23 protein-coding genes are annotated in these 25,846 nt (G+C 69.5%); 10 read left to right on the top strand and 13 right to left on the bottom strand.

Annotated features, from left to right (window positions below):
• Positions 1-660 precede the first annotated feature (660 nt).
• Positions 661-2,625, top strand: a complete 1,965-nt coding sequence (locus tag ACIQF0_RS14330) for a sensor histidine kinase (RefSeq protein WP_401029222.1) — start codon at positions 661-663, stop codon at positions 2,623-2,625.
• Positions 2,613-3,245 (top strand): LuxR C-terminal-related transcriptional regulator, encoded by a 633-nt coding sequence (locus ACIQF0_RS14325; protein WP_401029219.1) that lies wholly within the window; start codon positions 2,613-2,615, stop codon positions 3,243-3,245. Before ACIQF0_RS14330 ends, ACIQF0_RS14325 begins: the two co-directional genes overlap by 13 nt.
• Before the next feature lie 18 nt (positions 3,246-3,263).
• Here ACIQF0_RS14325 and ACIQF0_RS14320 read toward each other — a convergent pair whose 3' ends face one another.
• The 5 genes from ACIQF0_RS14320 to ACIQF0_RS14300 all read right to left on the bottom strand — a co-directional run bounded on the left by ACIQF0_RS14320 (position 3,264) and on the right by ACIQF0_RS14300 (position 11,117).
• Positions 3,264-5,585 (bottom strand): hypothetical protein, encoded by a 2,322-nt coding sequence (locus ACIQF0_RS14320; RefSeq protein ID WP_401029216.1) that lies wholly within the window; start codon positions 5,583-5,585, stop codon positions 3,264-3,266.
• A 199-nt stretch (positions 5,586-5,784) separates the two neighbouring features.
• Positions 5,785-8,130 (bottom strand): bifunctional salicylyl-CoA 5-hydroxylase/oxidoreductase, encoded by a 2,346-nt coding sequence (locus ACIQF0_RS14315; protein ID WP_401029213.1) that lies wholly within the window; start codon positions 8,128-8,130, stop codon positions 5,785-5,787.
• Entirely contained in the window at positions 8,127-9,713 is a 1,587-nt protein-coding gene (locus ACIQF0_RS14310; protein ID WP_401029211.1) for an AMP-binding protein, read from the bottom strand. Before ACIQF0_RS14310 ends, ACIQF0_RS14315 begins: the two co-directional genes overlap by 4 nt.
• Before the next feature lie 25 nt (positions 9,714-9,738).
• On the bottom strand, positions 9,739-10,638 hold the full coding sequence (locus ACIQF0_RS14305; RefSeq protein ID WP_401029208.1) for an acyl-CoA thioesterase: 900 nt from the start codon (positions 10,636-10,638) through the stop codon (positions 9,739-9,741).
• Positions 10,635-11,117, bottom strand: coding sequence for a cupin domain-containing protein (locus ACIQF0_RS14300; RefSeq protein ID WP_401029206.1), 483 nt, complete (start codon positions 11,115-11,117; stop codon positions 10,635-10,637). The genes ACIQF0_RS14305 and ACIQF0_RS14300 overlap by 4 nt, the downstream gene beginning before the upstream one ends.
• Positions 11,118-11,157: 40 nt before the next feature.
• Here ACIQF0_RS14300 and ACIQF0_RS14295 point away from each other — a divergent pair, with 40 nt between their 5' ends.
• From ACIQF0_RS14295 to ACIQF0_RS14285, 3 genes are read left to right on the top strand one after another with little or no spacing between them, the layout of a single operon-like run.
• Positions 11,158-11,574, top strand: a complete 417-nt coding sequence (locus ACIQF0_RS14295) for a RidA family protein (RefSeq protein WP_401029204.1) — start codon at positions 11,158-11,160, stop codon at positions 11,572-11,574.
• Positions 11,575-11,633: 59 nt separating this feature from the next.
• Positions 11,634-12,485, top strand: coding sequence for a fumarylacetoacetate hydrolase family protein (locus ACIQF0_RS14290; protein WP_401029201.1), 852 nt, complete (start codon positions 11,634-11,636; stop codon positions 12,483-12,485).
• A gap of 15 nt (positions 12,486-12,500) precedes the next feature.
• Positions 12,501-13,355, top strand: coding sequence for a PaaX family transcriptional regulator C-terminal domain-containing protein (locus ACIQF0_RS14285; protein WP_401029198.1), 855 nt, complete (start codon positions 12,501-12,503; stop codon positions 13,353-13,355).
• Here the strand turns inward: ACIQF0_RS14285 and ACIQF0_RS14280 are convergent.
• The gene (locus ACIQF0_RS14280) at positions 13,352-13,873 is read right to left on the bottom strand and encodes a M15 family metallopeptidase (protein ID WP_401029195.1); all 522 of its coding nucleotides are present in this window, start codon (positions 13,871-13,873) and stop codon (positions 13,352-13,354) included. The genes ACIQF0_RS14285 and ACIQF0_RS14280 overlap by 4 nt on opposite strands.
• Before the next feature lie 89 nt (positions 13,874-13,962).
• Between ACIQF0_RS14280 and ACIQF0_RS14275 the strand changes: the two genes are divergently transcribed.
• Positions 13,963-14,307, top strand: coding sequence for a hypothetical protein (locus ACIQF0_RS14275; RefSeq protein ID WP_360038948.1), 345 nt, complete (start codon positions 13,963-13,965; stop codon positions 14,305-14,307).
• A 14-nt stretch (positions 14,308-14,321) separates the two neighbouring features.
• Complete coding sequence (locus tag ACIQF0_RS14270) at positions 14,322-14,807, top strand: glutathione peroxidase (protein ID WP_401029962.1); 486 nt, start codon at positions 14,322-14,324, stop codon at positions 14,805-14,807.
• Positions 14,808-14,811: 4 nt separating this feature from the next.
• Here the strand turns inward: ACIQF0_RS14270 and ACIQF0_RS14265 are convergent, their stop codons facing one another.
• The gene (locus tag ACIQF0_RS14265) at positions 14,812-15,714 is read right to left on the bottom strand and encodes a DUF1963 domain-containing protein (protein ID WP_401029192.1); all 903 of its coding nucleotides are present in this window, start codon (positions 15,712-15,714) and stop codon (positions 14,812-14,814) included.
• 24 nt (positions 15,715-15,738) lie between these two features.
• Complete coding sequence (locus ACIQF0_RS14260) at positions 15,739-17,046, bottom strand: MFS transporter (RefSeq protein WP_401029189.1); 1,308 nt, start codon at positions 17,044-17,046, stop codon at positions 15,739-15,741.
• 159 nt (positions 17,047-17,205) lie between these two features.
• Here ACIQF0_RS14260 and ACIQF0_RS14255 point away from each other — a divergent pair, with 159 nt between their 5' ends.
• The gene (locus ACIQF0_RS14255; protein WP_401029187.1) at positions 17,206-18,324 is read left to right on the top strand and encodes a carboxylesterase family protein; all 1,119 of its coding nucleotides are present in this window, start codon (positions 17,206-17,208) and stop codon (positions 18,322-18,324) included.
• 92 nt (positions 18,325-18,416) lie between these two features.
• Complete coding sequence (locus ACIQF0_RS14250) at positions 18,417-19,265, top strand: BTAD domain-containing putative transcriptional regulator (protein ID WP_401029185.1); 849 nt, start codon at positions 18,417-18,419, stop codon at positions 19,263-19,265.
• Here the strand turns inward: ACIQF0_RS14250 and ACIQF0_RS14245 are convergent.
• The 4 genes from ACIQF0_RS14245 to ACIQF0_RS14230 all read right to left on the bottom strand — a co-directional run bounded on the left by ACIQF0_RS14245 (position 19,236) and on the right by ACIQF0_RS14230 (position 23,838).
• On the bottom strand, positions 19,236-19,754 hold the full coding sequence (locus ACIQF0_RS14245) for a flavin reductase family protein (protein WP_401029182.1): 519 nt from the start codon (positions 19,752-19,754) through the stop codon (positions 19,236-19,238). The two genes, ACIQF0_RS14250 and ACIQF0_RS14245, sit on opposite strands and share 30 nt — an antisense overlap.
• Before the next feature lie 9 nt (positions 19,755-19,763).
• Positions 19,764-21,848: a tetratricopeptide repeat protein gene (locus ACIQF0_RS14240; protein WP_401029179.1), complete on the bottom strand. Its 2,085-nt coding sequence runs from the start codon at positions 21,846-21,848 to the stop codon at positions 19,764-19,766.
• Positions 21,849-21,859: 11 nt separating this feature from the next.
• Entirely contained in the window at positions 21,860-23,065 is a 1,206-nt protein-coding gene (locus tag ACIQF0_RS14235; protein WP_401029176.1) for a hypothetical protein, read from the bottom strand.
• Between the two features lie 302 nt (positions 23,066-23,367).
• Entirely contained in the window at positions 23,368-23,838 is a 471-nt protein-coding gene (locus tag ACIQF0_RS14230; protein WP_401029174.1) for a hypothetical protein, read from the bottom strand.
• A 111-nt stretch (positions 23,839-23,949) separates the two neighbouring features.
• Here ACIQF0_RS14230 and ACIQF0_RS14225 point away from each other — a divergent pair, with 111 nt between their 5' ends.
• Positions 23,950-24,870, top strand: a complete 921-nt coding sequence (locus tag ACIQF0_RS14225) for a LysR substrate-binding domain-containing protein (protein ID WP_401029171.1) — start codon at positions 23,950-23,952, stop codon at positions 24,868-24,870.
• Here ACIQF0_RS14225 and ACIQF0_RS14220 read toward each other — a convergent pair.
• A complete protein-coding gene (locus ACIQF0_RS14220) occupies positions 24,867-25,844 on the bottom strand; it encodes an amidohydrolase family protein (RefSeq protein WP_401029168.1) in 978 nt (325 codons plus the stop codon). The genes ACIQF0_RS14225 and ACIQF0_RS14220 overlap by 4 nt on opposite strands.
• Positions 25,845-25,846: the final 2 nt, after the last annotated feature.

Here is a 25,846-nt window from a genome sequence, read left to right as displayed (position 1 = left end):
GACAGCAGCGTCGAGTCCGGGATCGGTCGGGAAGAAGTAGGCCGCCGCCCAGCCCGCGACCCCGGCACCCTGCAGCCCGCCGCCGATCCACATGAGCGCGGCACCCCAGGTCGCCCAGGCGCCGCCGCGGCGCCGGACCAGGAACAGCGTCGCCAGCGCCTGCAACGGGATGTTGAGGACCTGCATGGCCGCGAGACCGGTGAGCAGCGTCCACCACAGGTCGCGATGGGCCGCGATGTCGGCGTAGGAGTAGGTCTCGCCGCCGCCCGCCGGTTCCGGCCAGAGCAGTCCGCCCGCGACGGCGGCGACGGACGTGACACCCAGGACGACCGCGAGGACGGCGACGCGTCCCCGCGTGGAGCTCGCGGCGGTGTCGGGCGCCGCGGTGATGTCGACGGACATGGTCCCTGCCCTTCCAAGGAGATCGGGTGGCTCGACGCGACCGGCTAAGGACACCGGACACGTCGGTCCTCGCCCCTGCACCGGATTCGGTGGTGCCAACCGGCGGAGGGCGCCGACCACGTCAGTCCTCGCCCCGCACCGGATTCGGTGGTGCCATGCAACCGGCGGAGGGGCACCGGACACATCGGTACCGACCCCGGACACGTTCTCCGTGCCAGCACTGAAGCCAGGCCGTCACACCGGCCTTACCCTGGGGCGATGACGTGGCCGAGGCCGGCAGGACTGGCGCTTCTGGGCATCGCCGTCCTGATGACGGCGGGTGCGGGCTGGCTGCTGTTCCGCACGCCGAGCGACCTGGCCGGCCCGTTCGCCGGCTTCGCGACACTCGGCCTGGCGATGGCGGCGCTCGGCGTGACGATCGAGTTCCGGGTGCGCGCCAACCCCGTGGGCCCGCTCCTCGCCTGGGTCGGGGCGATCGTGGTCTTCCTGGCCGCGCGAAACGTCTACTACGGCGCCTGGCTCGCCGATTCGGCCTCGGTGCCGCTGGACTCCCGCGTGGTAGCGGTGCTCAACGAGAGCGGCTGGTGGCTGCTCGCCGCCGTCGCGTTGCTGCTCCTGCACTTCCCGGACGGCACGCTGCCTGCGAAACGATGGTCGTTCCTGCCGCCGCTGATCGTCGTGCTGGCGCTGGCCCAGCAGGCGTTCGGCGCGACGCCACGAGAGCCGTTCACCGAACCGATGGAAGGGCTGGCCAAGCCCTGGGGTCCACCGTCCGATGTGGTCCACGTCCTCAGCTATGTCGTGAACATCGGGCTGATCCTGACGTTGCTCGCGGCCGGTGTCTCGCTGGTGGTGCGGTTCCGCGCGTCCCGGGGAATCGTCCGGGCACAGCTGAAGTGGCTCGCGTTCGCCGGGCTGGCCGTGACCGCCTACCCGGTCGTGTGCCTCGCCGAGATCGTCGTGACCAGTCGAAGTGGTGTCGTGGCAACGGTGTTCGGCATCGTCACGATCTTCGCGCTGTTCTGCTCGGTCGGAGTGGCCATGCTGCGCCACGACCTCTACGACGTGGACCGCGTGCTGGCCGACACCATCAGCTACACGATCGTCCTGCTCGTCCTCATCGGTGCGTACGCGCTGTCGGCCCTCACCCTCGGCCTCGTGGTGGGCCAGGACTCCCCCGCCGCGGCGGCGGGCGCCACCGCGGTCTGCGCGGTGCTGCTCACTCCCGTCCGGAGGCGTCTGCAACGGGAGGTCGACCGGCGGCTCTTCCCCCGCACCAGGGCCGCTCTGCTCGCCATCGAGGACCTGCAACACCGCGTGCACACGCAAGCCGCCCAACCGGAAGAGCTCGAAGCGACGCTGCGCACGGCGTTGCGAGATCCCACGCTCAAGGTCGGGCTGCTGCTGCCGGCGTCGACGTGCTTCATCGACACGAGCGGCGCGCCGGTGACCGACACCGGACTCGTGCCGATCACCCTGGGCGGCACCCAGATCGGCGTGCTCGCGGCGTCCGGCACCACCCCGGCCGTGCTGAAGGTCGTCGCGACCGCCGCCGCGAGCCTGGTCGAGGTCGCCCGGCTGCGCGGTGAGCTCGCCACCGCCCTGCGCGAGGTCGAGGCGAGCCGCACCCGGATCATCCAGGCCGGGGACGCCGAACGGCACCGGCTCGAACGCGACCTGCACGACGGCGCCCAGCAAAGGCTGGTGTCGCTGGGCATGGCGATGCGGCTCGCGCAACGGCAGCTGCCCACCGGTTCGGTCGACGTGCACGCGCTGCTCGACCAGGGCGTCGCCGAACTGGCCACCGCCATCGCCGAACTCCGGCAGATCGCCCACGGCCTGCGTCCCACCAGCCTCGACGACGGGCTGCACTCCGCGCTCGCCGCGCTCACGAACAAGCTGCCGGTCCCGGTGGAGTTGGAGATCATGCAGGAACCACTGGCCGACGACATCGCGATCACCGCCTACTTCGTCGCCGCCGAGGCGATCACCAACGCCGCCAAGCACGCGCACGCCAGCGCCATCACCGTCCGCGTCACGCAGCAGGCGGACGAGGTGAACGTGTGGGTGAAGGACGACGGGTGCGGCGGCGCCGATCCGCGCGGCGGTTCCGGACTGGCCGGGCTGGCCGACCGCGTCGCCGCGCTGGGCGGATCGCTGCGGCTCAACAGCACACCCGGTACCGGCACGACGATCCAGGCGGTGCTGCCATGCGCATCGTGATCGGCGAGGACTCGACGCTGTTCCGGGAAGGGCTCGCGAGCCTGCTCTCCCACGCGGGCCACGACATCGTGGGCCGCGCCGCCGACGCGGACACCCTCGTCGCCGTGGTGGCGCGGGCGGAGCCCGATCTGGCCATTGTGGACGTTCGGATGCCACCCGACCTGACCGACGACGGCGCACGGGCCGCCCGGCGGATCCGCTCCGCCCAGCCCGGTGTCGGGATTCTGCTGCTCTCCCAGCACGTCGAGACGCGGCACTCCGTCGACCTGGTCAGCCAGGGCGGATTCGGTTACCTGCTCAAGGATCGCGTGCTGGAGGTCGACGACTTCCTGGAGTCGATCACGCGGGTCGCCGCCGGTGGCTCGGCGCTCGACCCCGAGGTGGTGGGCAGGCTGCTCGGCCGGCCCGCCACCGGGTCACTCACCCCGCGCGAACGCGAGGTCCTCGGCCTGATGGCCGAGGGTTGCACGAACGTCGCGATCGCGCGGCGGCTCTGGCTCACCGAACGCACCGTCGAGACCCACGTCGGCAGCATCATGGCCAAGCTGGGGCTGGCCGCCAACGTGGAGGAGCACCGCCGGGTGCTGGCCGTCCTGACCTATCTGGCCGAGTACGGCTGATGCTCCTCCACTGGCGACTCAGTTCAGCACGCAGAGCAGCGAACAGGCCTTCGCGGACGACCAGTCGCTGTACACGCGGGTCGAGTTGACCGGCGTGTACTTCGCCTTCGCCTTGTTGGTCAAGGGGAACAGCGACAGCAGCGCGTAGGTCGAGCAGTGGACCTGTTTCGACTCACCGGGCTGCAGCGTGAACGGCCCGGTCTGGCAGGCCGGTTCCACGTCGTCGACCACGTACGCGTCGACGACCGGGATCGGGCCGTTGTTCGTCACGGTGATCCGCCAGTACGCGGTGGCGTTCAGCAGGCCGAGAACGCCCACGGGTGCTTGCTTGGCCCACGGACCGGCGCCGCCCGCCTTGCAGTGGGCGGGTGTGTACGAACCGCAGATCTCCTTGTTCACCACCACGTTCGGCATGCACGCCGAACCCGGAGCGACCTGACGGGTCACCGTGTTGGACGAGAACGCGCCGGTCGGGTCGGTCCCGTTCGCGGTGTTCGCGACGGACGTCACCGGGCAGTCCGCGGAAATCGTGGTGCGGAAGCACACCTGCGGCGCGTCGCCGCTGAACTCCACGGCCAGTGACGGCTGGTTGCCGCCGCCGAAGTCCGCGGCGTTGTTCAGCACGAGCGACGCCGTCAGCGTCAGCGAAGAGGCCGTGACACCGGTCAGGTCGACCGTGCCGTCAGGGGCGAAACTCGGCACGGTGACGGGGTTTCCGCCGCCGTCCACGGCCTTCACGGTGGACGCGCCGAGGTTCACGTTCGCCGGTGTCACGCCGACGAGCCGCGCCTTGGTGTAGGTGGTGGTGTGCGGTTTGCCGTCGCAGTAGAACTGCGAGGGGGTGAGCGACACGGAGGCGCCGCTGCGTACGCACGGCGACGCCCCCGTGTCAGGATCCATCGAGAACAGCACGCCCGCGTCTCCCAGCCCGATCATGCAACCGGTGGGAGCGTCATAGGCGTAGCCGTAGTCCCTCGTCACGCCGTTGTTGGCGGTCGGATGGGTGATGCGCGCGGGCACGCCGGCGCACGAGGTCCCGGTGCTCCAGTCGTGGCACACCGAGGCGCCCACGTACGGGCCACCCCAGATGGCGAGGAAGCTGCGGACGCGGTTGCCGGTGCGCACCACCTCGGGGTTGAACGAGATGACGCCGCTCTCCAGCCCCGCGAACGCCGACGGCGTGGGCAGGGACGAGCCGTCGATCGCGTAGCAGGTGGTGCCGTTCTGGCCCGTCGTGCTGGAGCACGCGCCGATCTCCGCACCTGTTGTGCTGTAAGCGGTGTAGGCGTTGTAGGTGTAGTTGCCGGACGGGCCGATCTGCTTCGGGGAGGCCCAGCCCGCGCACGCGGCGTTGGTGCCGGGGTCGAAGCAGCCCATCCTGGGGATGCCGCCGCCGAACGGCGACGACGAGGCGAAGATCTTGCCCCCGGCGACGGTGAGCGCGCCGAGATAGTAGTTGTTGCTGCTGGTGAACGGCACGATCGACGCGTAGGGCTGGCCTCCGCACGCGCTCTGCGTGGCGATCGTCCAGCACACCACGCTGCCGGAAGTCGCGACGCCGTAGAGGTTTCCGCCGACCTGGACGAGTCCCGCCATCTCGACGTTCTGCCCCGCCCGTGGCATCAGGGGCCAGAACCCGCAGTTTCCGGGCGCGGCGAGATCGAGGCAGGCGACGCCGATCGAGGACGCCGTGACGGCCGAGTAGTACACGCGAGCGGGATTCGCCTCGTCGCGGACGTACTGCGGTTCGAGTGGACTGCCGATGTCACCGGTGTTGCCCGTGCCGAACGGACCGGGCGCCGTGTTGAGCGGCTTCGGCCACGGACCGCCCGCACAGAGCGAACTGGTCGTGAGATCGGTGCACACGAGCTTCGGGGCGGCGGGGCCCACGTGGTGGTAGACGTTCCACGCCTGCAGGCGGCCGTCCGGCGTGCGCTGCAGGATCGGGATGAAGCCGTCACCACCGGTGCTGCTCGCGCTGGCCTGCACGGGAGGGGTGAGCAGGTTGGACAGCGCCTTGCCACCGTTGCGCACGTTGGGGTTCGTGGCGGTGACGGGGTTGCCCTCGGTGCCGGTCCAGCCCGGTGGCACCTGCAGCGAGCCGGACACGAGGGTCTGGCCGGGGCCGATGGGGTCGGTGATCGTGGCGGCACCGTTGGCGCCGTTCGCATAGGACACGACCCAGGTGGCGTTGTCGCCGTGGGAGGCGGGATCGGACACGCCCTGCACGGACTTGGTGAGTGTGGACACGGGTGGCTGGGCGGCCACGGGCACGGCGGCCGTGAGCGTGCTGCCAGCGAGCACGCCCGCTAGCAGCATTGCCGGCAAACGTCTTCGCACGAGCAGGTCCCTTCAGCGGTGGCGGAGTTCGGGAAACTCCGCCGACGCTAGGGACCGCGCCACTGCTCCAAACACCCCCTCACCCGCGTGCGTGGGAGGTCTGCCCCATCAGACCAATGCGGACGCGCGCACCATGTGACCGGACAACAGATTCCAATTCATAGCCGAATGAAGTTTCACCTGAACGCGCCTGAAGTGCCTATCCGAGAACCGAATGCTCGCGGTGCGGGGTCCAGCGCAGGTGCACGTTCCGATCTGGAGGGTCGGCCCGCAGCAGCGACAACCTCGGCCGGACGGCGTCGGTGCGCGCGGACGGCGGCTTGCGGCTGCCCGCCCGGTACTGCACCGGCCACTCGGCCCGGTACTCCTGCTCCGCGGCCGCGTGCAGGGTCCAGTGCGGGTCGTAGAGGTGCGTGCGGCCGAGCGCGCACAGGTCGGCGCGGCCCGCCAGGAGGATGGAGTTGACGTCGTCGTAGGAGGCGATGGCGCCGACCGCGATGACCGCCGCACCGGTGACCTCGTGCCGGATCCGGTCGGCGAACGGCGTTTGGTAGCTGCGGCCGTACGCCGGGCGCTCGTCCGCCGTGACCTGGCCGGTGGAGACGTCGATCGCGTCGGCACCGTGGGCGATGAACGCACGGGCGATCTCCACGGCGTCGTGCTCGGTGTTGCCGCCGTCGATCCAGTCGGTCGCGGAGATGCGCACGATCATCGGTCGTTCGGCGGGCCAGACCGCGCGGACGGCGTCGAACACCTCCAGGGGGAACCGCAGGCGGTTGGCGAGGGTGCCGCCATACTCGTCGGTGCGCTGGTTCGCGATCGGCGAGAGGAACGAGGACAGCAGGTAGCCGTGCGCGCAGTGCAGTTCAAGCAGGTCGAAGCCCGCTTCGGCACCTCGTTGTGCCGCCGCCACGAACTCGGCGGTGATCCGCTCGCGGTCGACTTCGCCCGGAACGGCGTTCCCAGGGCCGTACGGCAGCGGTGACGGGCCGACGACGTCCCAGTTGCCCTCAGGCAGCGGTTCGTCCATGCCCTCCCACATCAGGCGGGTCGAGCCCTTGCGGCCGGAATGGCCGAGCTGGAGGCCGATCCGGGCGGTGCTCCGCTCGTGCGCGAACGAGACGATCCGCGCCCACGAGTCGCGTTGCTCGTCGGTCCACAGACCGGTGCAGCCCGGCGTGATGCGACCATCCGGGGAGACGCAGACCATCTCGGTCATCACCAGGCCCGCCCCGCCCATGGCCTTCGAGCCCAGGTGGACGAGGTGGAAGTCGCCCGGCACGCCGTCGACGGCCGAGTACATGTCCATCGCCGAGACGATCACGCGGTTCTTGAGCTCCAGCCGCCCCAGCCGAAATGGCTGGAACATCGCGGGCGCCGTGGTCTGGAGTCCCTGGGAGGCGGCGAAAGCGGCGTCGACGCGGTCGGCGAACTCCGAGTCGCGGGTGCGGAGGTTGTCGTAGGTGATGCGGCGGGACCGGGTGAGCAGGTTGAAGCAGAACCGGGTCGGTTCCTGGTCCGCGTACATGCCGATGTTCTCGAACCACTCCAGGGACGCCTGGGCGGCGCGCTGGGTGGACTCCACGACGGGTCGGCGTTCGGTCTCGTAGGCCGTCAGCGCGGTCTCGACGTCGCGGTGTTCGTGCAGGCACGCGGCGAGGGCGAGCGAGTCCTCCATCGCGAGCTTGGTGCCCGAGCCGATCGAGAAGTGCGCGGTGTGCGCGGCGTCGCCGACCAGGACGAGGTTCCCGTCGTGCCAGCGCTCGTTGCGCACGGTGGTGAAGCTGAGCCACTTCGAGTTGTTGGCGAACACCTGGTGTCCGTCGAGTTCCTCGGCGAACAGGTCGCGGATCCGGTCGACGGCGGGCTCGTCCGAGGCGCCCGGCGGGAACTCCTGGCCGGTGTCGAAACCGGCGCGGCGCCACACGTCCTCGTGCATCTCGACGATGAACGTGGAACCGGTGTCGGAGTAGGGATACCCGTGGACCTGCATGGTCCCCCACGGGGTGTCCTTGATGAAGAACTGGAACGCCTCGAAGACCAGGTCCGTGCCGAGCCACATGTACTTGTTGTGCCGCTGGTCCACAGTGGAGTTGAAGACGTCGGAGGACCGCCGCACCAACGAGTTGACGCCGTCCGCGCCGACCACGAGGTCGTACTCCGACCGCAGGACGCCGACTGCGGGCGCGGGGGTCGAGAAGTGCACGACCACGCCGAGATCGCGGCACCGTCGCTGGAGCAGGCCGAGCAGCTCCTTGCGGCTCATCGCGGCGAACCCCTGCCCGCCGACCGTGTGGCTCTCGCCGCGGTAGTGGATGTCGATGTCCGTCCACCGGGCGAACCGGCGTGCCATGGCGTCGGCGAACTCCGGGTCGGCGTTCTCGATCCCGCCCAGCGTCTCGTCGGAGAACACCACGCCGAAGCCGAACGTCACGTCGGCTGCGTCGCGTTCCCAGATGGTGACGTCATGCGCGGGGTCGAGCTGCTTCATCAGCGCGGCGAAGTAGAGGCCACCGGGCCCACCGCCGACGATGGCGATCTTCATGACGGCACCTCGTCCTCGACGATCTTGCGGAGCGTGAAGCGCTGCAGCTTTCCACTCGCGTTGCGGGGCAACGACGTGCGGAACCGCACCTCGCGCGGGTACTTGTAGGGCGCGATGGTCCGCTTCACGTGGTCCTGGATCTCCCGCGCCTTCGCGTCATCGCCCAGAGTGCCGTCGCGCAGCACCACGAACGCGCACACGACCGAGCCGCGTTCGTCGTCGGGCTTGGCGACGACGGCGGACTCCAGCACGTCCGGGTGGGTGTCGATGGCCTCCTCGACCTCTGGGCCGCCGATGTTGTAACCGGATGACACGATCATGTGGTCGCTTCTGGCGTGGTAGTGGAAGTAGCCGTCCTCGTCGCGGTGGAAGACGTCGCCGGTGACGTTCCAGCCGCCCACCACGTAGTCCTTCTGCCGTTCGTCGTCGAGGTAGCGGCAGCCGACCGGGCCGATGACGCCCAGCCGTCCAGGCACGCCAGGGCCCAGTTCCTCGCCGTCGGGGCCGAGCACGGTGGCGCGGTAGCCCGGCACCGGCCTGCCGGTGGAACCGGGCCGGATGTCGTCGCCGGCCGCGGAGATGAAGATGTGCAACAACTCCGTGGCACCGATGCCGTCGATCACCCGCAGCCCGAGCCGGTCCCGCAGCCGTCGCCAGGTCTCCTGCGGGATGTGTTCGCCTGCCGACACCGCGATCCGCAGTCCGGCGAGTTTTCCCTCCGTGCCATCACGCAGGATCGCCTTGTACGCCGTCGGGGCCGTCGCGAGCACCGTGACTCCGTGCTCCTGCACCAGATCCGCGACCTGGACCGGCGTGGCCGCCTCGGTCAGGAACGCGCAGGCACCGGCCCGCAACGGGAAGACGACGAGCATGCCCAGGCCGAACGTGAAGGCGAACGGCGCGGTGCAGGCGACGAGGTCGTTCTCGGCCAGCCGCAGCACGTGCCGGCCGAAGGTGTTGTCGATGGACAGGATGTCGCGGTGGAAGTGCGCGGTGATCTTGGGTGACCCGGTGCTGCCGGACGTCGGCGCCAGCAGCGCCACGTCGTCGGCGGCGGTGTCCACGGCCGTGAACTCCCCCGGCTTGACCGCGGCGAGCACCTGGAGGTCGTCGTACGCCACCACGGTCAGCGAGGGCAGGGCTTGCACGTCCTCCGCGAACCGCTGGTCCACCAGGGCGATCGACGGACGGGTCCGCTCGACGATCGGCGCGAGTTCGCGGGTGCGCAGCGCGGCCATGGTCGTGACGACCACGCCACCCGCCTTGAGGACGCCGAGCCACGCGGCCACGGTCCACGGGTTGTTGGGTGAGCGCAGCAGAACCCGTTGCCCTGCGACGAGACGGAAGTCCTCGATCAGCACCTGCGCGATCTGGTTGGCACGCGTCCGCAGCTCGCCGTAGGACCAGACCTCACCGGCGGGCGTGCGCAACGCAGGGCGGTCGTCGCCGTACCTCGCCGCCGGGACGTCGATCAGTTCCGTGGCGGCGTTGAGACGGTCCGGGTACTGGAGCTCCGGCGTCGTGAACTCGATCGTCGGCCATAACGCCGCAGGTGGGAGGTGGTCGCGAGCGAAGGTGTCCATGGTGAGTCCTTCCGCGGGCGGCGGGTCAGGAAGCGCGGATCATGCCCTCCTGGGCAACGGTGGCGAGGTGCTGCTGATCGCGGGTGAAGAAGCGGCCGTAGCCCAGGCCCCTGCCCGCGTCGGCGGCGACGGCTTCCTGCACGTAGAGCAGCCAGTCGCCGATCGGGCCCTCGCGGTGGAACCACATGGCGTGGTCGAGGCTCGCGGTGACGAGGCCCGGCTGGGCCCACGGCAGATCGAGCACGCGCAGGACGGGTTCCAGGATCGTGTAGTCGCAGACGTAGGCCAGCGCGGCCAGGTCCCGTTGGGCGTCGGTGAGTCCGTCGACCGGGCGCAGCGGGTCGAACGGCTTGATCCACACGGCCTGGTGCGGCACCTTCTCGCCCTCGACCGCGAGGTAGACGGGGCCGGGCACGTGCCGCATGTCGAAGCTGCGGCCCCCCGCCCAGTACGCCTTCGACTCCTCGGTCATCGAGCCGCCGGAGCGTTCGGCGAGGAAGTCCGCCGAGCTCGGCAACTCCTCGGGACCGGGCAGGTCGTCGGTGAACCCGGCCTGGAAACTGCCGCTCGGCTCGCCCGCGGCGAAGTTGGCCAGGCAGACGTAGAGGGGCTTGCCGTTCTGGTAGCCGCGGACCTGCCGGGTGCTGTACCCGCGGCCGTCGCGCAGCAGTTCGACCTCGTAGCGGACCTGCGCGCCGATGTCGGCCGGGCGCAGGAAGTAGCTGTGCATCGAGTGCAGCGTCTTGCCGTCGGTGACCGAACGCATGGCGGCGGCCGCGGCGGCGGCGACCAGGTCCCCGCCGTAGGCCTTGGGCCACGGGCAGGGCTGGGTGACCGCGGTGAAGGCGAGGTCGAAGTGCTCCGGCTCGGCCTTCTCCAGCGTGATGGCCTCGGTGAAGATCGCGGAAGTCGTCCCGGCGGTCATCGGGTCAGCCAGTCGCGCAGCTCGTCGTCCGGGACGTCGTCGAGGTTCACGACGATGTTCTCCGGCGTCCGCGTGGTCATCCACGTGAGCGGGTTGTTGCGGTCGAGGTTGCACTCGATGTGCGGCATGAACGGCGGGACGAACACCCAGTCGCCCTCCTCCAAGTCGAGGTAGTCCTCGAACTTCTCGCCGAAGTAGATCCGCGCCCGGCCCGACAGCACGTACCCGCCGGTCTCGGCCTCGCCGTGGTGGTGGGAGACCGAGCGGTAGCCGGGCTCGTTGGTGACCTTGCCGAACCACAGCCGTGTGGCCGGGGTGTGCTGGATGCTCACGCCCGAGATCCGGATCGCGCCACCGGAGTTCGCGGTGTCCGGGTTCTCGGCACCGCCGCGCGTCACGACCGGCGCGACCAGTCCGCTTGGCAGCCGGTACATCGAGTTGTCGCCTTCGAGCCGGTACTTGCTGAGGTCGGGCTCCATATATCGCATTCTTCACCGCCGTCAGATATTGTCAATACGCATGAGGCCTGTAGCAGTGAACCCGGCCAGCCTGCCCGCCCCAAGCGGGTACTCCCACGGAACGCTCGCCGGAAACACCCTCCACCTGGGCGGGCAGACCGCCCTGGACGCCGACATGAAGATCGTTCCCGGCGGCATCGTCGAGCAGTTCCGCCAGGCGTTCGGCAACGTGCTGACGACGTTGCGCGAGGCAGGCGGCGAGCCGGAAGACCTGGTCAGCATCACGATCTACCTCACCGACATCCCCGACTACCAGGCCCACGGCCGGGAGATCGGCAAGGTGTGGCGCGAGCTCGCCGGAGCCATCTACCCGGCCATGGCCGGCATCGGCTGCACGGCGTTGTGGCAGCCGGAGGCCCTCATCGAGATCCTCGGCGTCGCCGTGATCCCGGAGGAGCGGCTGGTCAGGCCCAGCTGAATCGATAGCGTTTTCATGATCTACGAAACATGAACGCCATATTCGGGGAGGGTTCACGGGTGAAGCTGGCTTCAGTGACCGTCGACGGCGTGCGCCGTGGCGGTGTCGTGGACGGTGAGTCGATCGCGCTGCTGTCGTGCACGGTCGACGACGTCGTGCGGGGCGCGCCGATCGAGACCGCCGAGGTGCTGCCGTTGGCGTCGGTCCGGCTGGAGTCGCCGTTGCACCGCTTCAACCGCGACATCCTGTGCACGGGCTGGAACTACTGGGACCACTTCGAGGAGTCCGCGGGCAGGCGCGAGGGCCAGGATCCGGTGGAACGGCCGCTGCGCCCCACCTTCTTCACCAAGGGCCCGGACACCGTCATCGGGCCGTCCGACGGCATCGCCTACGACCCGTCGTTGTCCCAGAAGTGGGACTACGAGGCCGAGATCGCCATGGTCATCGGGCGCGACGGCCGGTCGATCCCGGAGGAGAAGGCGCTGGACCACGTGTTCGGCTTCCTCGTCGCCAACGACGTCTCGCAGCGCGACCTGCAACGCGCGCACGGCGGACAGTGGCTCAAGGGCAAGAGCCTCGACGCCACCATGCCGCTCGGCCCGTGGCTGACCACGATCGACTCCGTCGATGATCTCACCGCGATGCGGGTGCAGTGCGAGGTCAACGGCGTGCTGCTGCAGGACGCGACCAGCGCGCAGATGGCGTTCTCGTTCGCGCAGATCATCGCCGAGCTCAGCCACGGCATGACCCTGCGCGCCGGCGACGTGATCCTGACCGGCACGCCCAGCGGTGTCGGCAACGCCCGCGAGCCGCAGCTCTTCCTGCGCGACGGCGACGTCGTCGTGACGCGGGTCAGCGGCCTCGGCGAACTGCGCAACACCGTCACGCTGACCGATCTCGGCACGAGTTAAGCTCGGCTGATCAAGGTGAGGGAGAGGGCACTGAACGTCGCGGACATGACCGTGGAAGCCGCGGCTCCCGCCGGCCGCGACCGGCTCGGCCCGCTCATCATCACGATCTTCGGCCTCTACGCGCGCGGCGAGCACAACTGGCTGTCCGTGGCGTCCGTCGTGCAGCTCATGGCAGACCTGGGCGTCGAGGGCCAGGCCGCGCGCTCGTCGATCTCCCGCCTGAAGCGCCGCGGCGTGGTGCGCGCCGAACGCCGCGCCGGCGCCGGCTACGCCCTGGCCGAAACCACCCTGGAGACACTGGCCGAGGGCGACACCCGGATCTTCGAACGCCGCCGCGCCACCGCGGAGGACGGCTGGCTCGTGGTCGTGTTCTCCGTGCCCGAGTCCGAACGCGAGAAGCGCCACGCCCTGCGCACCAGCCTGACCCAGCTCGGCTTCGGCACCACGGCACCCGGCGTGTGGATCGCGCCCGGCAACCTCGCCACCGAGACCCGCCGCACCCTCGAGCGCCGAGGCCTGTCCGAGTACGTGGACATCTTCAGCGGCCGGCACTTCGCGTTCGGCGACCTGCGCTCGAAGGTCCGCGCCTGGTGGGACCTCGATGAGCTGACCGACCTGTACGCGGACTTCCTGCGCCGCCACCGCCCCGTCCTCGACGCCGGAGTGCTGTCACCGGAGCAGGCCTTCCAGACGTACGTGCCGATGCTGACCGCGTGGCGGCGGCTGCCCTACAGCGACCCCGGCCTTCCCCTGTCACTGCTGCCTCCGGGATGGAACGGCGTGACCGCGGAAGCGTTGTTCGAGCAGCTCAACACCACTTTGAGCGCACCAGCGCGGGAGCACGCCCTGGCCGTGATCCACGGCCGTTAGGTGGACTGCGGCTGCGGGCACTGACCGCCCGGAGTGGTCAGCAGCTCGAAGTGCCACATCTCGTTGGCGTAGGCCTGGCACAGCCCGTAGTCCGCGCCGTGCTGGATGAGCCAGTCGTCGGCGTTCGTCGGCCCGATGTCGATCGCCTTGCCCGTGACGTGCGCCGACTTCTCCGGCGGGAGCACCCACCGCCGGGCCTCCTCCTCGCTGCGGTAGAGCTCGACGGCCTCGTCCAGCAGCCGCTGCTGGTACTCGGCGCTGCGCCAGCCGGACGTCACCCGCAGCTCGACCCCGGCCGCCTTCGCGTCCACCGCCGCCTTGCGCATCGCGGTGAGCAGCGCGGGGTCGAGGTTCGCGATGGCGGCGTGCCTGTCGTCGTCCAGCGAGATGCTCTCGTTCTTCGGGATGCCGCCGTCCTCGGTCACCCGCGGCGGCGCGCTCTTCGACTGCGGTCCCGCGGGTGTGCAAGCCGTCACCATCACGAGCAGGAGCGCCGTCCAACTTCCTTTACCAGCCACGACTTCGACTTTGACGCAGCCATGTCCCCGGACTGCCAGCGGAACGTGATCGTTGTGCAACGAACCGTCGACTGGGTAGAACGGTGATCATGACGTCACGGATCACGGTCTGCCGAGGGTGCTGCTGCGGCACCGAGCGCAAGCACCCCGAGGTCGACCACGACCGCCAGCTCCAGGCGCTGCGCGAGAAGCTCGCGGACGTCCGGGTCGCCGACTGCCTGGACGCGTGCGAGGTGTCGAACGTGGTCGTCGTGCAGCCCAGCCGCACCGCGCGCGCAGCCGGGGCCAAGCCGGTGTGGGTCGGGTCCGTGCTCGACGACGACGCGGTGCGGGGCGTGATCGACTGGGTCGACGCGGGCGGACCTGGGCTCGCCGCTCCCCCGCCCTCGATCAGCGCGCGGATCGTGCCCACTCCCGGGCCCAAGAAGACATGAACTACGTTGGTGGCATGGAGATCTACGACATCCCGGTCCAGACGCTCGCGGGTGAGCCCGGCGACCTGAGCGCGTTGCGGGGCAAGGTGACGCTCGTCGTCAACGTCGCGTCGAAGTGCGGCCTCACCCCGCAGTACGCGGGTCTGGAGCGGCTGCAGGAGAAGTACGGGACCGAAGGTTTCTCCGTGGTCGGCTTCCCGTGCAACCAGTTCATGGGCCAGGAGCCGGGCACGTCCGAGGAGATCGCCACGTTCTGCTCGGCCACCTACGGGGTGTCGTTCCCCCTGTACGAGAAGATCGAGGTCAACGGCCCCGGTCAGCACGCCGTCTACCAGGAGCTCACGAAGCACGCCGACGCCGACGGCACCGCCGGTGACGTGCAGTGGAACTTCGAGAAGTTCCTCGTCTCGCGCGACGGGCAGGTGCTCCACCGGTTCCGCCCGCGCACCGAGCCCGAGGACGCCTCGATCACCGAGGCGATCGAGGCCGCTCTGCGCTAGCCGCCTACTCGGTGAACATCGTGAACGAGCGCATCTGGTCGAAGCGCCCGGCCGCGAGGTCGTCGAAGCTGATCAGGAAGCACCCGTAGTAGAGGTCGCTCGTCGTGTAGAACTGGGCGAGCGGCACCCATTCCCGGATCAGCCGGTGCTCCTCCTCGTGGAGCAGGCGGAACCGCTCCGGCCCCCGGAGGCCGGCGGCGGCGCTGTTCCTGAGGTGGGCGTCCGCCATCTGCGTCCACGGCGGGTTCTGGCCGCCTATCTCCTCGCAGTAGCCGCCGAGGCGCAGGAAGCAGCTCCCGTCCGGCTCCGGCCACAGCTCGTCGACCAGTTCACACAGTTCGTCGACGTGCTTCAGCTCGTCGAGCAGCTGCTTCACCGCTTCCGGTTCGGACTCCGGGTCCTCGGCCTCGATCCAGTCCGGCAGGACCGGCTGGATCCAGGCGGACATCTGGCCCTCCGGCAGGAGGAACGGAGTGTCGTCCTCGTAGAACAACGCCCTGGTCGCGTGGTCGGGCGGCGGGGACGCGACCGCCGTGTCCGCACCGGCCGGGACGTACAGGGCGCGTGCGTGGTCAGGTTCACTCGTGTGGGCTTCCGCTTCCACGTCCTCCTCGTGGTGCAGGAACAGGAGCAGCGATCCGTCCACCGGCAGGGGCAGCCCCTCCGCCCGCGGGAGGAGCCCGCAGTCGATCGAGGCGATGAACGGCAGCGGGGAGCCGTTGCCGGAAGCCGGCCACTCCACGCCGACCGGTAACCGCGGAAGTCCTCCTGACTGCGCGACGACCTTCTCGTCGGGGCCGGCGCCCAGCCGGATCTCGAAGCGGAGGTGAGCGGCGAACTCGGCGGCCTCGTCCTCCGGCAGACCCCGGTCGATCGCCGCGTGCCGGAACTGTTCGTAGCGGTCCATGGCGGAGCATGATCGCAGACCGCGTCACAGCCGGGCGGACACAGGAGCGTCGATCCTCGTGGGGACCGGCGCCGTGCGGAACGCGAGCACCGCGGCGAGCAGGCTCAGGGCGCACACCGCGGTGATGTAAGCGCTGACGCCGGTCGTGGCGCCGGTCCCGTTCAGGATCGCGGTCGAGATCAGCGGCGCGAGACCACCGCCGAGCAGGGCCGCGAACTGCAGCAGGAGCGACGAACCGGAGTAGCGCACGTTGGCGGGGAACGTGTCGGCGACGATCGCTCCCTGCACGCAGTGGGTGACGGGGATGATCAGGCCCATGCCGAGCAGGGCGACGACGATCACGGCCGGGCTCTTCGTGTTGAGCAACGGGAAGAACGCGGCCGCCCACACCAGCAGCGCCACCGAGCCCCACACGAACATGCCGCGCCGGCCTCGTCGGTCCGCTATGGACGTCCACAGTGGAATGGTGCCGAGCCAGAGCACCGCCGACACCGTCACGGTGATGAGCAGGAACTGCCGGTTCAGGCCCAGCTGCGCGGTGCCGTAGGAAAGACTGAACACCAGGAACAGGTACGCCACCGCGGAGTTCGCGATGCTGAGCACCAGGGTCAGCACCAGCCGAACGGCGCCGACGGACAGGGCCTCCTTCAGCGGGAAGCGCACGATCTCGTTGCGCTGCACGGCCTTCGCGAACGATGGTGTCTCGGTCACGCGCATGCGGATGACCAGGCCGACGACCACGAGCGCGGCACTGAGCAGGAACGGGATTCGCCAGCCCCACGACGTGAAGGCGGCGGCGGGCAGCACGGTGCTGGTGACCAGGAAGACGGTGTTGGCCAGCACCAGGCCGGCCGGCGTGCCCATCTGCGGGAAGCCCGCGTAGCGGTTGCGCTGGTCGGACGGCGCGTGTTCGAGGGCCATCAGGTTCGCGCCGGCGTTCTCGCCGCCCAGGCCGATGCCCTGCACCACGCGCAGCGCGACCAGCAGGATCGGTGCCCACACGCCGATGGTGGCGAAGCCCGGTAGCACGCCGATCAGGGTCGAGCCGATGCCCATCAGCACCAGGGACACCACGAGTGTCATCTTGCGGCCGATGCGGTCGCCGTAGTGGCCGAAGACCAGCCCGCCCAGTGGCCGGGCGATGAACCCGACGGCGAACGTGCTGAACGCGGCGAGCGTGCCCGCGGCGGGTGAGAGCGACGGGAAGAACTGCTTGTTGAAGATCAACGCGGAAGCCGTGCCGTACAAGAAGAAGTCGTACCACTCCAGGGTCGCGCCGGTGAGTGTCGCGAGCGCGACCTTCCGTTGCGACGTGGCGGCTCGTTCACCCATGTTGGCCTGCCCAGGTCGGTTGACGGTGTTGGACGGAAGCGTGACCTGGGCCGCAGTGCCGCACAAATGCCGATCGGCTCACCAGCCATGCCCGCACGGCTATACCGGCAGCCTGAATCCGCATTTGCGATGCATGGCGACTGGCCTGACCGTGGACGGGTGACAGTCCGCATCGGCCCGATCCGCTACGCCACCGCCTCTCGTTTCGGCGCACCCTCCAGGGCGCCGTCCGCGGAGTCGAGCGGCCAGATCTGCCCCCAGCCGCGCTCACGCCTGGACGCCGTCATGGGCCCGCCGCTCGACACCCCGCCGCAGGGCGAGGACTGCCTGAACCTCTCGATCACGACCCCGGCGCCGGACGACGGCGGACGGCCGGTGCTGGTGTGGCTGCACGGTGGCGGTTTCAGCAGCGGGGCGGGCCTGCTGGACTGGTACGACGGGTCAGCCCTGTCCGAAGAGGGCGACGTCGTGGTGGTCAGCGTCAACTATCGTTTGGGCGCACTGGGTTTTCTCGTCGCGGACGGCGTGAGCGACGGCAACCTCGGCCTGCTCGACCAGGTGGAGGCCCTGAGGTGGGTCCGCGACAACATCGCCCGGTTCGGCGGTGATCCGGACGCCATCACGGTGTTCGGGCAGTCCGCGGGCGCGATGTCCGTCCAGCTGCTGCTGGACCACCCCGAACTACTCTTCCGGCGTGCCGTCCTGCAGAGCGCACCGCACGGCGTCGCGCCGCTCACCCGCGCCGAGGCTTCCGCGACCGGCACGGCGTTCTCCGACCTGCTGGGAGGTGACCTGTTCTCCTGCTCCCCCGCCGAGATCCTGGCGGCCCAGGCCGCCGTAGTACGGCGCCACACCGGTGTGGCCATGCCGTTCCGGCCGGTCAAAACACCGTGGACACAATCGGACTTGACCGATGTCGAGATCGTGCACGGGTGGAACGCCGACGAGATGACGGCATTCGGCGGAGCACGCGAGGAAGGTCTGTTCGCGGGCCACGACTTCACGCGCCGTCTCAAATCGCGTGGAGCGAAGGTGTTCACGTATTACAACGCTTGGCGCCCAGCCGGTTCCGCCTACGGGGCGACGCACTGCGTCGAGTTGCCGCTCCTGCTGGGGTGCGCACGGGCGTGGGCCGGCTCGCCCCTGCTCGGTGACATGCCTTGGGAGGACGTGGATCGGCTGGGACGGCGGTTGCGGCAGTCCTGGATCTCCTTTGCCAGGAAGGGGATCCCCCGCGCTGTCGACTCGCTACCCGTCACCTGGTCCACCACGACATAGGTCGAACCGGCAGTTTCGGTGCCACCACTACCTCAAAGACCGTCGGCTGGTGAACACTCTCGGAGTCGGACATACCGGGAGGTGGCGTTCACGTGGCACCGGGAGACGAACCGCCGCAGTTCCGGGTCCTGGGCACGTTCGAAGTGTCGCGAGGCAACCGCCGTTGCACGCCGTCGGCACCGAAGCAACGGGCATTGCTCGCGCTGCTCGCCTTGCACGCCAACGAGTTCGTGCCGACCAGCCGCATCGTGGACCAACTGTGGTCGCGGGGTGCGCCCAGGTCGGCCGTCGCCGCGCTGCACGGGTACGTGACGGCGGTACGCCGAGTGCTCATGCCGAGCTGGGTGAGTTCGCGAACGTCGCATCCCATCCTGAACACCCGACCGTCCGGTTACGTCCTTTGCCTGGAACCGCATCAGCTCGACCTGACCAGGTTCCGGGAGCTGGCGAAACAGGGCCAGGCGGCGATGGCGGCCGGCGACTGCGCGCGGGCACGGGAAACGTTCGCGGTGGCGGTGGGCCTGTGGCGGGGTGCCCCGCTGGCGGACCTGCGCGAAACCGGGATGTTCGACCACGACATCTCGCGGCTGGAACGGGAGTACCTGGAGGTGCTGCGCAACAGGTTCGACGTCATGCTCTGCAACGGCGACGGGCATCTGGCGGTGTTCGACCTCGAAGAGCTGTGCCGGACATACCCGCTGTGGGAGCGATTCCACGAGCAGCTGATGCTCGCACTGTGCCAGGCCGAACGCCGCGCCGACGCGTTGACGGCCTACGCCAGGGCGTACCGGCTGCTGTCGAACCAGGCAGGAATCGAGCCAGGGCCCCGGCTACGCGCCATGCACCAGCTCATCCTCAACGGGGAGGACCCGTTCGACCGGGGACACCGGCACGAACGGGTGCTCACCGGACTACAGCTGGCGCACACCGTTTCCCCTTAGCCGCCAGTCGAACAGGCGGCGGTAGAAGACGAGCGGCTCGGCCTCCCTCACCTCGGTGCGGGTGACCTCGCCGATCAGGACGGTGTGGTCACCGTGATCGAACACGGCGGTCACGGTGCAGCGCAGGTAGATCGGCGCCGCACACAGCCGGGGCACGGCTCCGTCCCACTCCCAGGCGATGTCCGCGAACTTGTCCGCACCACGACTCGCGAACGTCCGCGCGGTGCGCTCCTGGGCGCTGCCGAGCACGTGCACACCGAACTCCGCACAGCGCGTCAACGGCTCACAGCAACGAGATGCGTGGTCGACCACCACCAGCACGGACGGTGGATCCACGCTGTACGAACAGATCGAGGACACGAGCAGCCCGCACGGACGGCCGGTCACCTGGCGCGTGGTGACCACGGCGAGTCCGGAGACCAGCCGGCTCATGGCGTCGGTGAACGTGGCCGCCGGTACTGCGGTGGCCACGTTCTCCGTTGCTGTCACGGCGTTCTCCTACCTGGCCGACGCCGCGGCGCACAGTTCCCTGCGCTGCCGGGCGTCCTCGTCGTCGGTCACCGCGAGCACCGCGTCGTAGTCCAGGATCGCCGCGTCCAGTTCGCCGGACTCCTCGTAGGCGACAGCGCGGTTGTAGCGGGCCTCCGGGTTGTCGTCGAGCGTGATGGCGCGGCTCAGGTAGCTGATCGCGTCGGTGAGTTCACCGGACGCCACGGCGATCGTGCCGCGGATCGCCCACGCCTCCGCGAGCCGGTCGTTGCGCCGCACCGCTTCCGCCAACGCCTCGGACGCCGCCGTGTACTCGTCCCGCTCGACCAGCAGCTGGCCCTTGAGGCACAACAGGAGTGCGTTGTTCGGCGCCAGTTCGAGAGCGGCGGCGACATCCCGCCACGCCCCTTCGACGTCGCCGGCCTCGAGCAGGTACCCGGCGCGGTTGATCCTGGCGTCGACGTGCCGCGGGTCCAGCTCGATGACGTAACCGAAGTCGGTCATGGCGCCCTCGACATCGCCGAGCGCGAGCCGTGCGTCGCCGATGTTGTAGTACGCCTCGGGGAACGGCGGCGAGAGGCGCAGTGCCTCGCGGTAGGCCTCGATCGCCTCCTCGTCGCGGCCGAGCCTGCGCAGCACGTTGCCGACGTTGAAGTGGTGCTCGGGGAAGTTCGGATCCCGTTCGAGGACGTAGCTGTAGTCGGCGAGCGCGTCGTCCAGGCGGCCCATCGCGCCGTAGACCTGCGCCCGGTTGTAGCGCAGCACCAGGCGGTGCAGCACGTGCTCGTCCGGCTCCAGGTCGCGGTCGAGCCTCGCCATTCCGTCGTTGACCAGGGCGAGCGCCACCTCGGGCTTCTGCTCGCGCACCTCGACCAGCGCCAGTCCGTTGCGGGTGAAGACCGACTGGAAGGCTTCCTTCTTCGGGTCGGTGAGCTGGGACGCGATCGCGATCGCCAGGTTCATCCACGCCCGTGCGCGAACGTAGTCGCGCTCGGCCTCCGAGTAGTGCCGCGCGTGCAGCATGGCCGTGGAGTAGGCCAGTTCGAGGTGGATGGCCGCGTCCGTGGAGGCGGCGCGTCCCTCGACGTAGAGCGTCTCGGCCTCGGCGGCCCGCCCGACGGCCGCCAGCACGATGCCCGTCTGGAACGTGAGGTGCCACCAGAGGTCGGGGTCGGCCTCCCGATCCGCTGCCGCCCGCCCGCGCAGGCCGTGGTCCGCCGCGGCCTGGTAGAGCCCGACCTTGTGACAGTGGTCCAACGCGACGCGCAACGCCTTCGCGCCCGCTCCGGCCGGATCGCCGCCGTGCTCCAGGTGGTACGGGATCGCGCCGAGGTGCAACGAGAACTCCTCGGACGCCACGAGCTTCTCGGCACGGGCGTCATGCAGCGCGGCACGGGCTTCGGCAGGCAGTTCCAGGTAGGCGGCGAGCACGCGCGGGTCGTCAGCGGTGCCGTCACTGTCCACATAGGCCTGTGCCAGGTCACCTTCGAGAGCCTTCTCCGCGACCGGCTCGGCGTCGACGACCTGAGCGTGTGCGGCGATCGTCTGCGCCAGCGACACGTCGATCTCGCCGAGCGGGTCGGTCAGCGGCGCGCGGCTGGTGCCGACGACCACGGTGAGGTCCGGGATGTCGCTGCGGCGCAACAGGACCGCGATGAACTCCTGGTCGGACGCGTCCGCCTCGTGCGCGTTCTCGATCACGAGGGTGCGCGGACCGCCGCCCAGGGCGGTGAGGTAGTCGCGCAGCAGTTCGGCCAGGCCGTTCGCGATGTTGCGGGTGTGCAGCCGCGAGTAGTAGCGGGTGCGTTCGCTGTCCTGCACGGCCCATTCGAGGGTGTGCCAGGCGCTCGGCACCTTGCCGGCGAGTTCCGGCGTGGTCGTGAGGAGCTCGATGTTGTGCCGCACCCCCAGCTCAGGGCACCGTTCCAGCAGGTCGTCGGCGATCTGGCGCAGCAACGACCCTGCCGCCGTGTACGGTCCGCGCAGCCGCCGGTGGGCGTCGAGGACCGCCCAGATCGGCGGCAGTTCCAGTGCGGCGAGGGCGTGTGCCCGGTCGCGCCGCCGGTCGGCGCGGATCCAGTAGCGGCTGTCCATGGTGCGTCCTTTCAGTGAATGACGTGGTGCAGACGACGGTCCCGGCGTGCCCGCACGCGTTCCCGGACCATGAGCCAGCCGAGCACTGCGCACTGCGCGATCGCCACGCCGCCGAAGACGATCGAGTCGAGCAACTGGGCTGTGGGCACCCCGTCCCCCGTGAGCCGCCCGATGACGCCGGTGACGAACCGGTAGAGCACGGGAGCGCCGGCGAGCACGAACGTCGTGAGGCTGGCCGTGTAGCCGACGACGACGAGCCACGAGTACCAGCGCGCCACCTTGCGGTCGACCGGGTGCAGCGCCGACTCGTCCGTCTCCGGTTTGCCGAACGGCCGCCGGACCCTGTTGCGGACCATCAGGAGCGCGGCCCCGTGCAGGTCGACGCAGCCGAGCACCGTGCTCACGAGCACGTAGATGTCGGTGCGCAGGTAGAGGAAGAACTGCCAGATGACCCGGAGCAGCGCGGCGAACGCGACGGCCAGCAGGAACCGCCCTGGCCCTGACAGCGTGCCGTCGGCGTGCCGCGTCAGGTCGGCGGCGATGGTGCACGCGGCGATCCCGAGCACGTCGGCCAGCAGTCCCGCGACGATCGGCAGGTAGCGCTGGCGGCGCGGTACCGCCACGAGCCCGTCGAGCGAGGTCTCCAGCACGATGAAGTAGAGCCGTCGCCCGATTCGCAGCCTCGAACGGACGCCGAGCCGGCGTCCGGCCAGCGCGTGAAAGGACTCGTGCAGGAAAAGAAGCGGAATCGCGGCGAGGAACAGCCCGACCTGGATGACCATGTAGTAGTCGGAGAAGAAGATGTTGTGATAAGTCGGCCGCAGGTCCGCGTTGAACACCATCGCGAACAATCCCCAGACGGCCACACCCGCGTACCCGAACCAGGCCAGCGGCGAGAACAACGCGGCACCCAGACCGCTGAAACGCACCGGCGCCGTCTCGGTGGCGATTTCCCCGGATTTGCGAATGAGGTCGAGTTCGTCCAGGCCCGCGACGACGTCCTCGATGTCGACTTCTTCCCCGTATTCGCGCTCGAACCATTCAGCGGCCTCGCGCGGGGTGTCGCCGTCGACCAGCCTGCGCACGAGCGCGGCGCCCTCACCGGGGAAAATGCCGTACGAATCGACGTCGGGGCGACCGATCGTCACCTCGTCGCCGTCCTCCAGGAACACCAGCGGGTGCAATGGCACCGACCGGTCCAGATCGATCTCGCTCACGACGTTCCTCCCCGGCGTCAGGCCGGATGCGCTGGGCTCGGGACCCAGCGCATCCGCGTCGCGCCTTAGACCGGCTTGACGTTGTACTGCGAGCAGGCGGCCGCCGTGAGGCGAACCGGACCCACCTTGCGAATGGTGATTCGCTTCATCTTGGCCTTGGTCTTCTCCATGAGTGCTCCTCCCTCCGATGTGCAACTGACATCGAGGAGTCTGCCCGCGCACTCCAAGAAAGCACCAAGAGCGCTCCAAAATCGTTTAGCCGTGCCTGAGCAATGAAAATCGAATGGGCAGTATTGCTCGAATCAGCGCCGGGTTGCCGTCGCGCCCTTGGCGATCAGGTTGTTGCCGATGTACTTCTCGGACAGCGCGCGGAACGTGTACCTGGCGGCGTCACCGTTCAGGTTCGGGGTCCAGCAGCGACGCTCACCCGCCTTGATGTGCTGGTTGCCGCCGGGCTCGGTGTCGCAGTTGACCTCGCCGACCCAGTTCCCGTTGTCGTAGCGCTGGAGCCAGACCTGCGCCGTCTGGTTCGTGACGAAGGTCTGCTCGTACAGGGCGAACGCGAAGTACAGGCTTCCCTGCCGGCAGAGGTAGATCGTGCCGATGCGGTCGCCGGTCGAGATGGACTTGATCGGCCCGGTGCCGACGACGGTCTGGAAGCCGTTGTCGTTCTGGCAGTCCGGGTTCGCCTCGATTCCCGCCGACGCCGGTGCCGCCAGGCCCACCAGAACAGCCCCCGCCACGGCGAGAGCCGCAGTGATCTTCTTGAACATGTCCCCTCCTCGTCGCACGGCGAAATGCCGTGTCATCACGATGGAGAGCCGGTGCTGCGGACTCCTTGCGGATTTTCTTGAATCGCGAGGTCAGAGGCGTAGGGTCGGATCATGAAAACGCCGAAGCTGCTCGACGGCAGGCTGAAGCTGCGCCACCTCGTGCTGCTGGACGCGTTGCTCAGGCAGGGCACGGTCGTGGGCGCGGCGGCGGCACTGCACGTCACCCAGCCGGTCGTCACGCGCGGGTTGCACGAGCTGGAGGAGATCCTCGGCGTCACGCTGTTCGACCGCGGCCCGCGCGGCATCACGCCGACGGTGTACGGGTCGGCGTTCGGCGACCACGCCAGGGCCGTGCTCGCGCAGCTCAACGAGGCGGGCCGGCACCTGGTCGAACTGGCGCAGGCCGAACGAGGCACGGTGGTCGTCGGCACGCACCTCGCCGGCACGAACGTGTTGCTGCCGCGCGCGATCACCGCGATGAAGCGGCGGCGGCCGAACCTGACCGTCGTCGTGCGCGAGGCCGCGCCCGAGCCGCTGCTCGTCGAGCTGGCGGCCGGGCGCGTGGACATGATCGTGGGACGGCTGACGGCCCCGTCGGACGAGCAGCTCGAACGGCGCAAGCTCTACGACGAGGCCGTGCACCTGGTCGTCCGGGCGACGCATCCGCTGGCGGGCCGCGAGGTCGGGCCCGCCGAGCTGGGCGAGTACCCGTGGATCATGCCGGGCGCGGAGACGGTGCTGCGGCGGGAGCTGGAGCAGTTCTTCGCGCGCCACGAGATCGCGCTGCCGGTCAACCGAGTGGAGACGACGTCGTTCCTGATCGTGCGGGAACTGTTGCTGGAGAACGACTTCATCGCCGCTTTGCCCAGCCTGATCACGGTCGACGACGCCCGGCTCTCCCGGTTGCCGGTCAAGCTCGACCAGGTCGGGCACAGCGTCGGGCTCACCCTGCCGTCCCGCACGCTGAGCCCGTCCGCCGAGGCGTTCATCGACTGTCTGACCGAGATCGCGTCCGAAATGGACAGAAGCTAGCCGAGGAACCGTTCGGCGTTGCCACGTTCGATCAACGCGCGCTGCTCGTCGGTCAGGAACCCGCTCTTCGCCACGACCCCGCCGGCCGGGCGCTCTCCCAGCGGGTACGGGTAGTCGCTGCCGACCACCACCCGTTCCACACCGACCGTGTCCACGAGCAGCCGCAGCGCGCGTTCGTCGAACACCACCGAGTCGACGTAGAACCGGTCCAGGTAGTGCGACGGCGGGTACTGCGAGGTGCCGATCACGTCGTGGCGCTGGTGCCAGGCGTTCTCGGTGCGGCCGAGCCAGAACGCGAACGAGCCGCCGCCGTGCGCGAAGCAGATGCGCAGCCGCGAGTCGATGCGGTCGAACACGCCGCCGAGGATCAGCGCGAGCACGGACAGGTGCGTCTCGGCGGGCATGCCGGTCAGCCACTGGGCCATCCACCGGTCGTTGCGCGGCGTGCTGGCCATGTCCCACGGGTGCACGAACACCGGCGCGCCGAGCGACGCCGCGTGCTGCAGGAACGTCACCACGCCCTCGCTGTCGAGATCGTCGTCGCCGACGTGGTTGCCGATCTCGACGCCGCGATGTCCGTTCGCCAGACAGCGTTCCAGCTCCCGGCAGGCCTCGTCCGGGTCCTGCAACGGCACCTGGCAGAACGGGATCAGCCGATCGGGCGCCGGTGCGCAGATGTCCAGCGCGAGGTCGTTGAAGATCCGGGCGATCCCGGCGGCCCGCGGTGCCGGTGCGCCGTAGGAGAAGAACGCCGGCGTGGGCGAGACGACCTGGGTGTCCACGCCGTCCGCGTCCATGTCGGCCAGTCGCAGTTCGGCGTCCCAGCAGTTCGACTGGACCCGCCGGAACTCGCGGGTGCCCATCATGATCATGGCGTCGGACGCCGATTCCAGCCGCAGCCAGGGTGCTCCGGCGCCGGGGAGTTCCGGCCAGCCCTGCGGAACGTAGTGCGTGTGGACGTCGATCAGGCCCATGG

Source organism: Lentzea sp. NPDC092896, from assembly GCF_044754905.1.
Lineage (GTDB): Bacteria > Actinomycetota > Actinomycetes > Mycobacteriales > Pseudonocardiaceae > Lentzea.
This window is presented reverse-complemented; position numbering and strand designations above follow the sequence as displayed.

Coding starts and splice junctions, on each gene's coding strand:
- ACIQF0_RS14265 (WP_401029192.1), bottom strand. CDS start 15,714: ATGGACCGCTACGAACAGTTCCGGCACGCGGCGATCGACCGGGGTCTG.
- ACIQF0_RS14220 (WP_401029168.1), bottom strand. CDS start 25,844: ATGGGCCTGATCGACGTCCACACGCACTACGTTCCGCAGGGCTGGCCG.
- ACIQF0_RS14260 (WP_401029189.1), bottom strand. CDS start 17,046: ATGGGTGAACGAGCCGCCACGTCGCAACGGAAGGTCGCGCTCGCGACA.
- ACIQF0_RS14225 (WP_401029171.1), top strand. CDS start 23,950: ATGAAAACGCCGAAGCTGCTCGACGGCAGGCTGAAGCTGCGCCACCTC.
- ACIQF0_RS14295 (WP_401029204.1), top strand. CDS start 11,158: ATGAGGCCTGTAGCAGTGAACCCGGCCAGCCTGCCCGCCCCAAGCGGG.
- ACIQF0_RS14330 (WP_401029222.1), top strand. CDS start 661: ATGACGTGGCCGAGGCCGGCAGGACTGGCGCTTCTGGGCATCGCCGTC.
- ACIQF0_RS14325 (WP_401029219.1), top strand. CDS start 2,613: ATGCGCATCGTGATCGGCGAGGACTCGACGCTGTTCCGGGAAGGGCTC.
- ACIQF0_RS14310 (WP_401029211.1), bottom strand. CDS start 9,713: ATGGACACCTTCGCTCGCGACCACCTCCCACCTGCGGCGTTATGGCCG.
- ACIQF0_RS14315 (WP_401029213.1), bottom strand. CDS start 8,130: ATGAAGATCGCCATCGTCGGCGGTGGGCCCGGTGGCCTCTACTTCGCC.
- ACIQF0_RS14275 (WP_360038948.1), top strand. CDS start 13,963: ATGACGTCACGGATCACGGTCTGCCGAGGGTGCTGCTGCGGCACCGAG.
- ACIQF0_RS14240 (WP_401029179.1), bottom strand. CDS start 21,848: ATGGACAGCCGCTACTGGATCCGCGCCGACCGGCGGCGCGACCGGGCA.
- ACIQF0_RS14230 (WP_401029174.1), bottom strand. CDS start 23,838: ATGTTCAAGAAGATCACTGCGGCTCTCGCCGTGGCGGGGGCTGTTCTG.
- ACIQF0_RS14270 (WP_401029962.1), top strand. CDS start 14,322: ATGGAGATCTACGACATCCCGGTCCAGACGCTCGCGGGTGAGCCCGGC.
- ACIQF0_RS14305 (WP_401029208.1), bottom strand. CDS start 10,638: ATGACCGCCGGGACGACTTCCGCGATCTTCACCGAGGCCATCACGCTG.
- ACIQF0_RS14300 (WP_401029206.1), bottom strand. CDS start 11,117: ATGGAGCCCGACCTCAGCAAGTACCGGCTCGAAGGCGACAACTCGATG.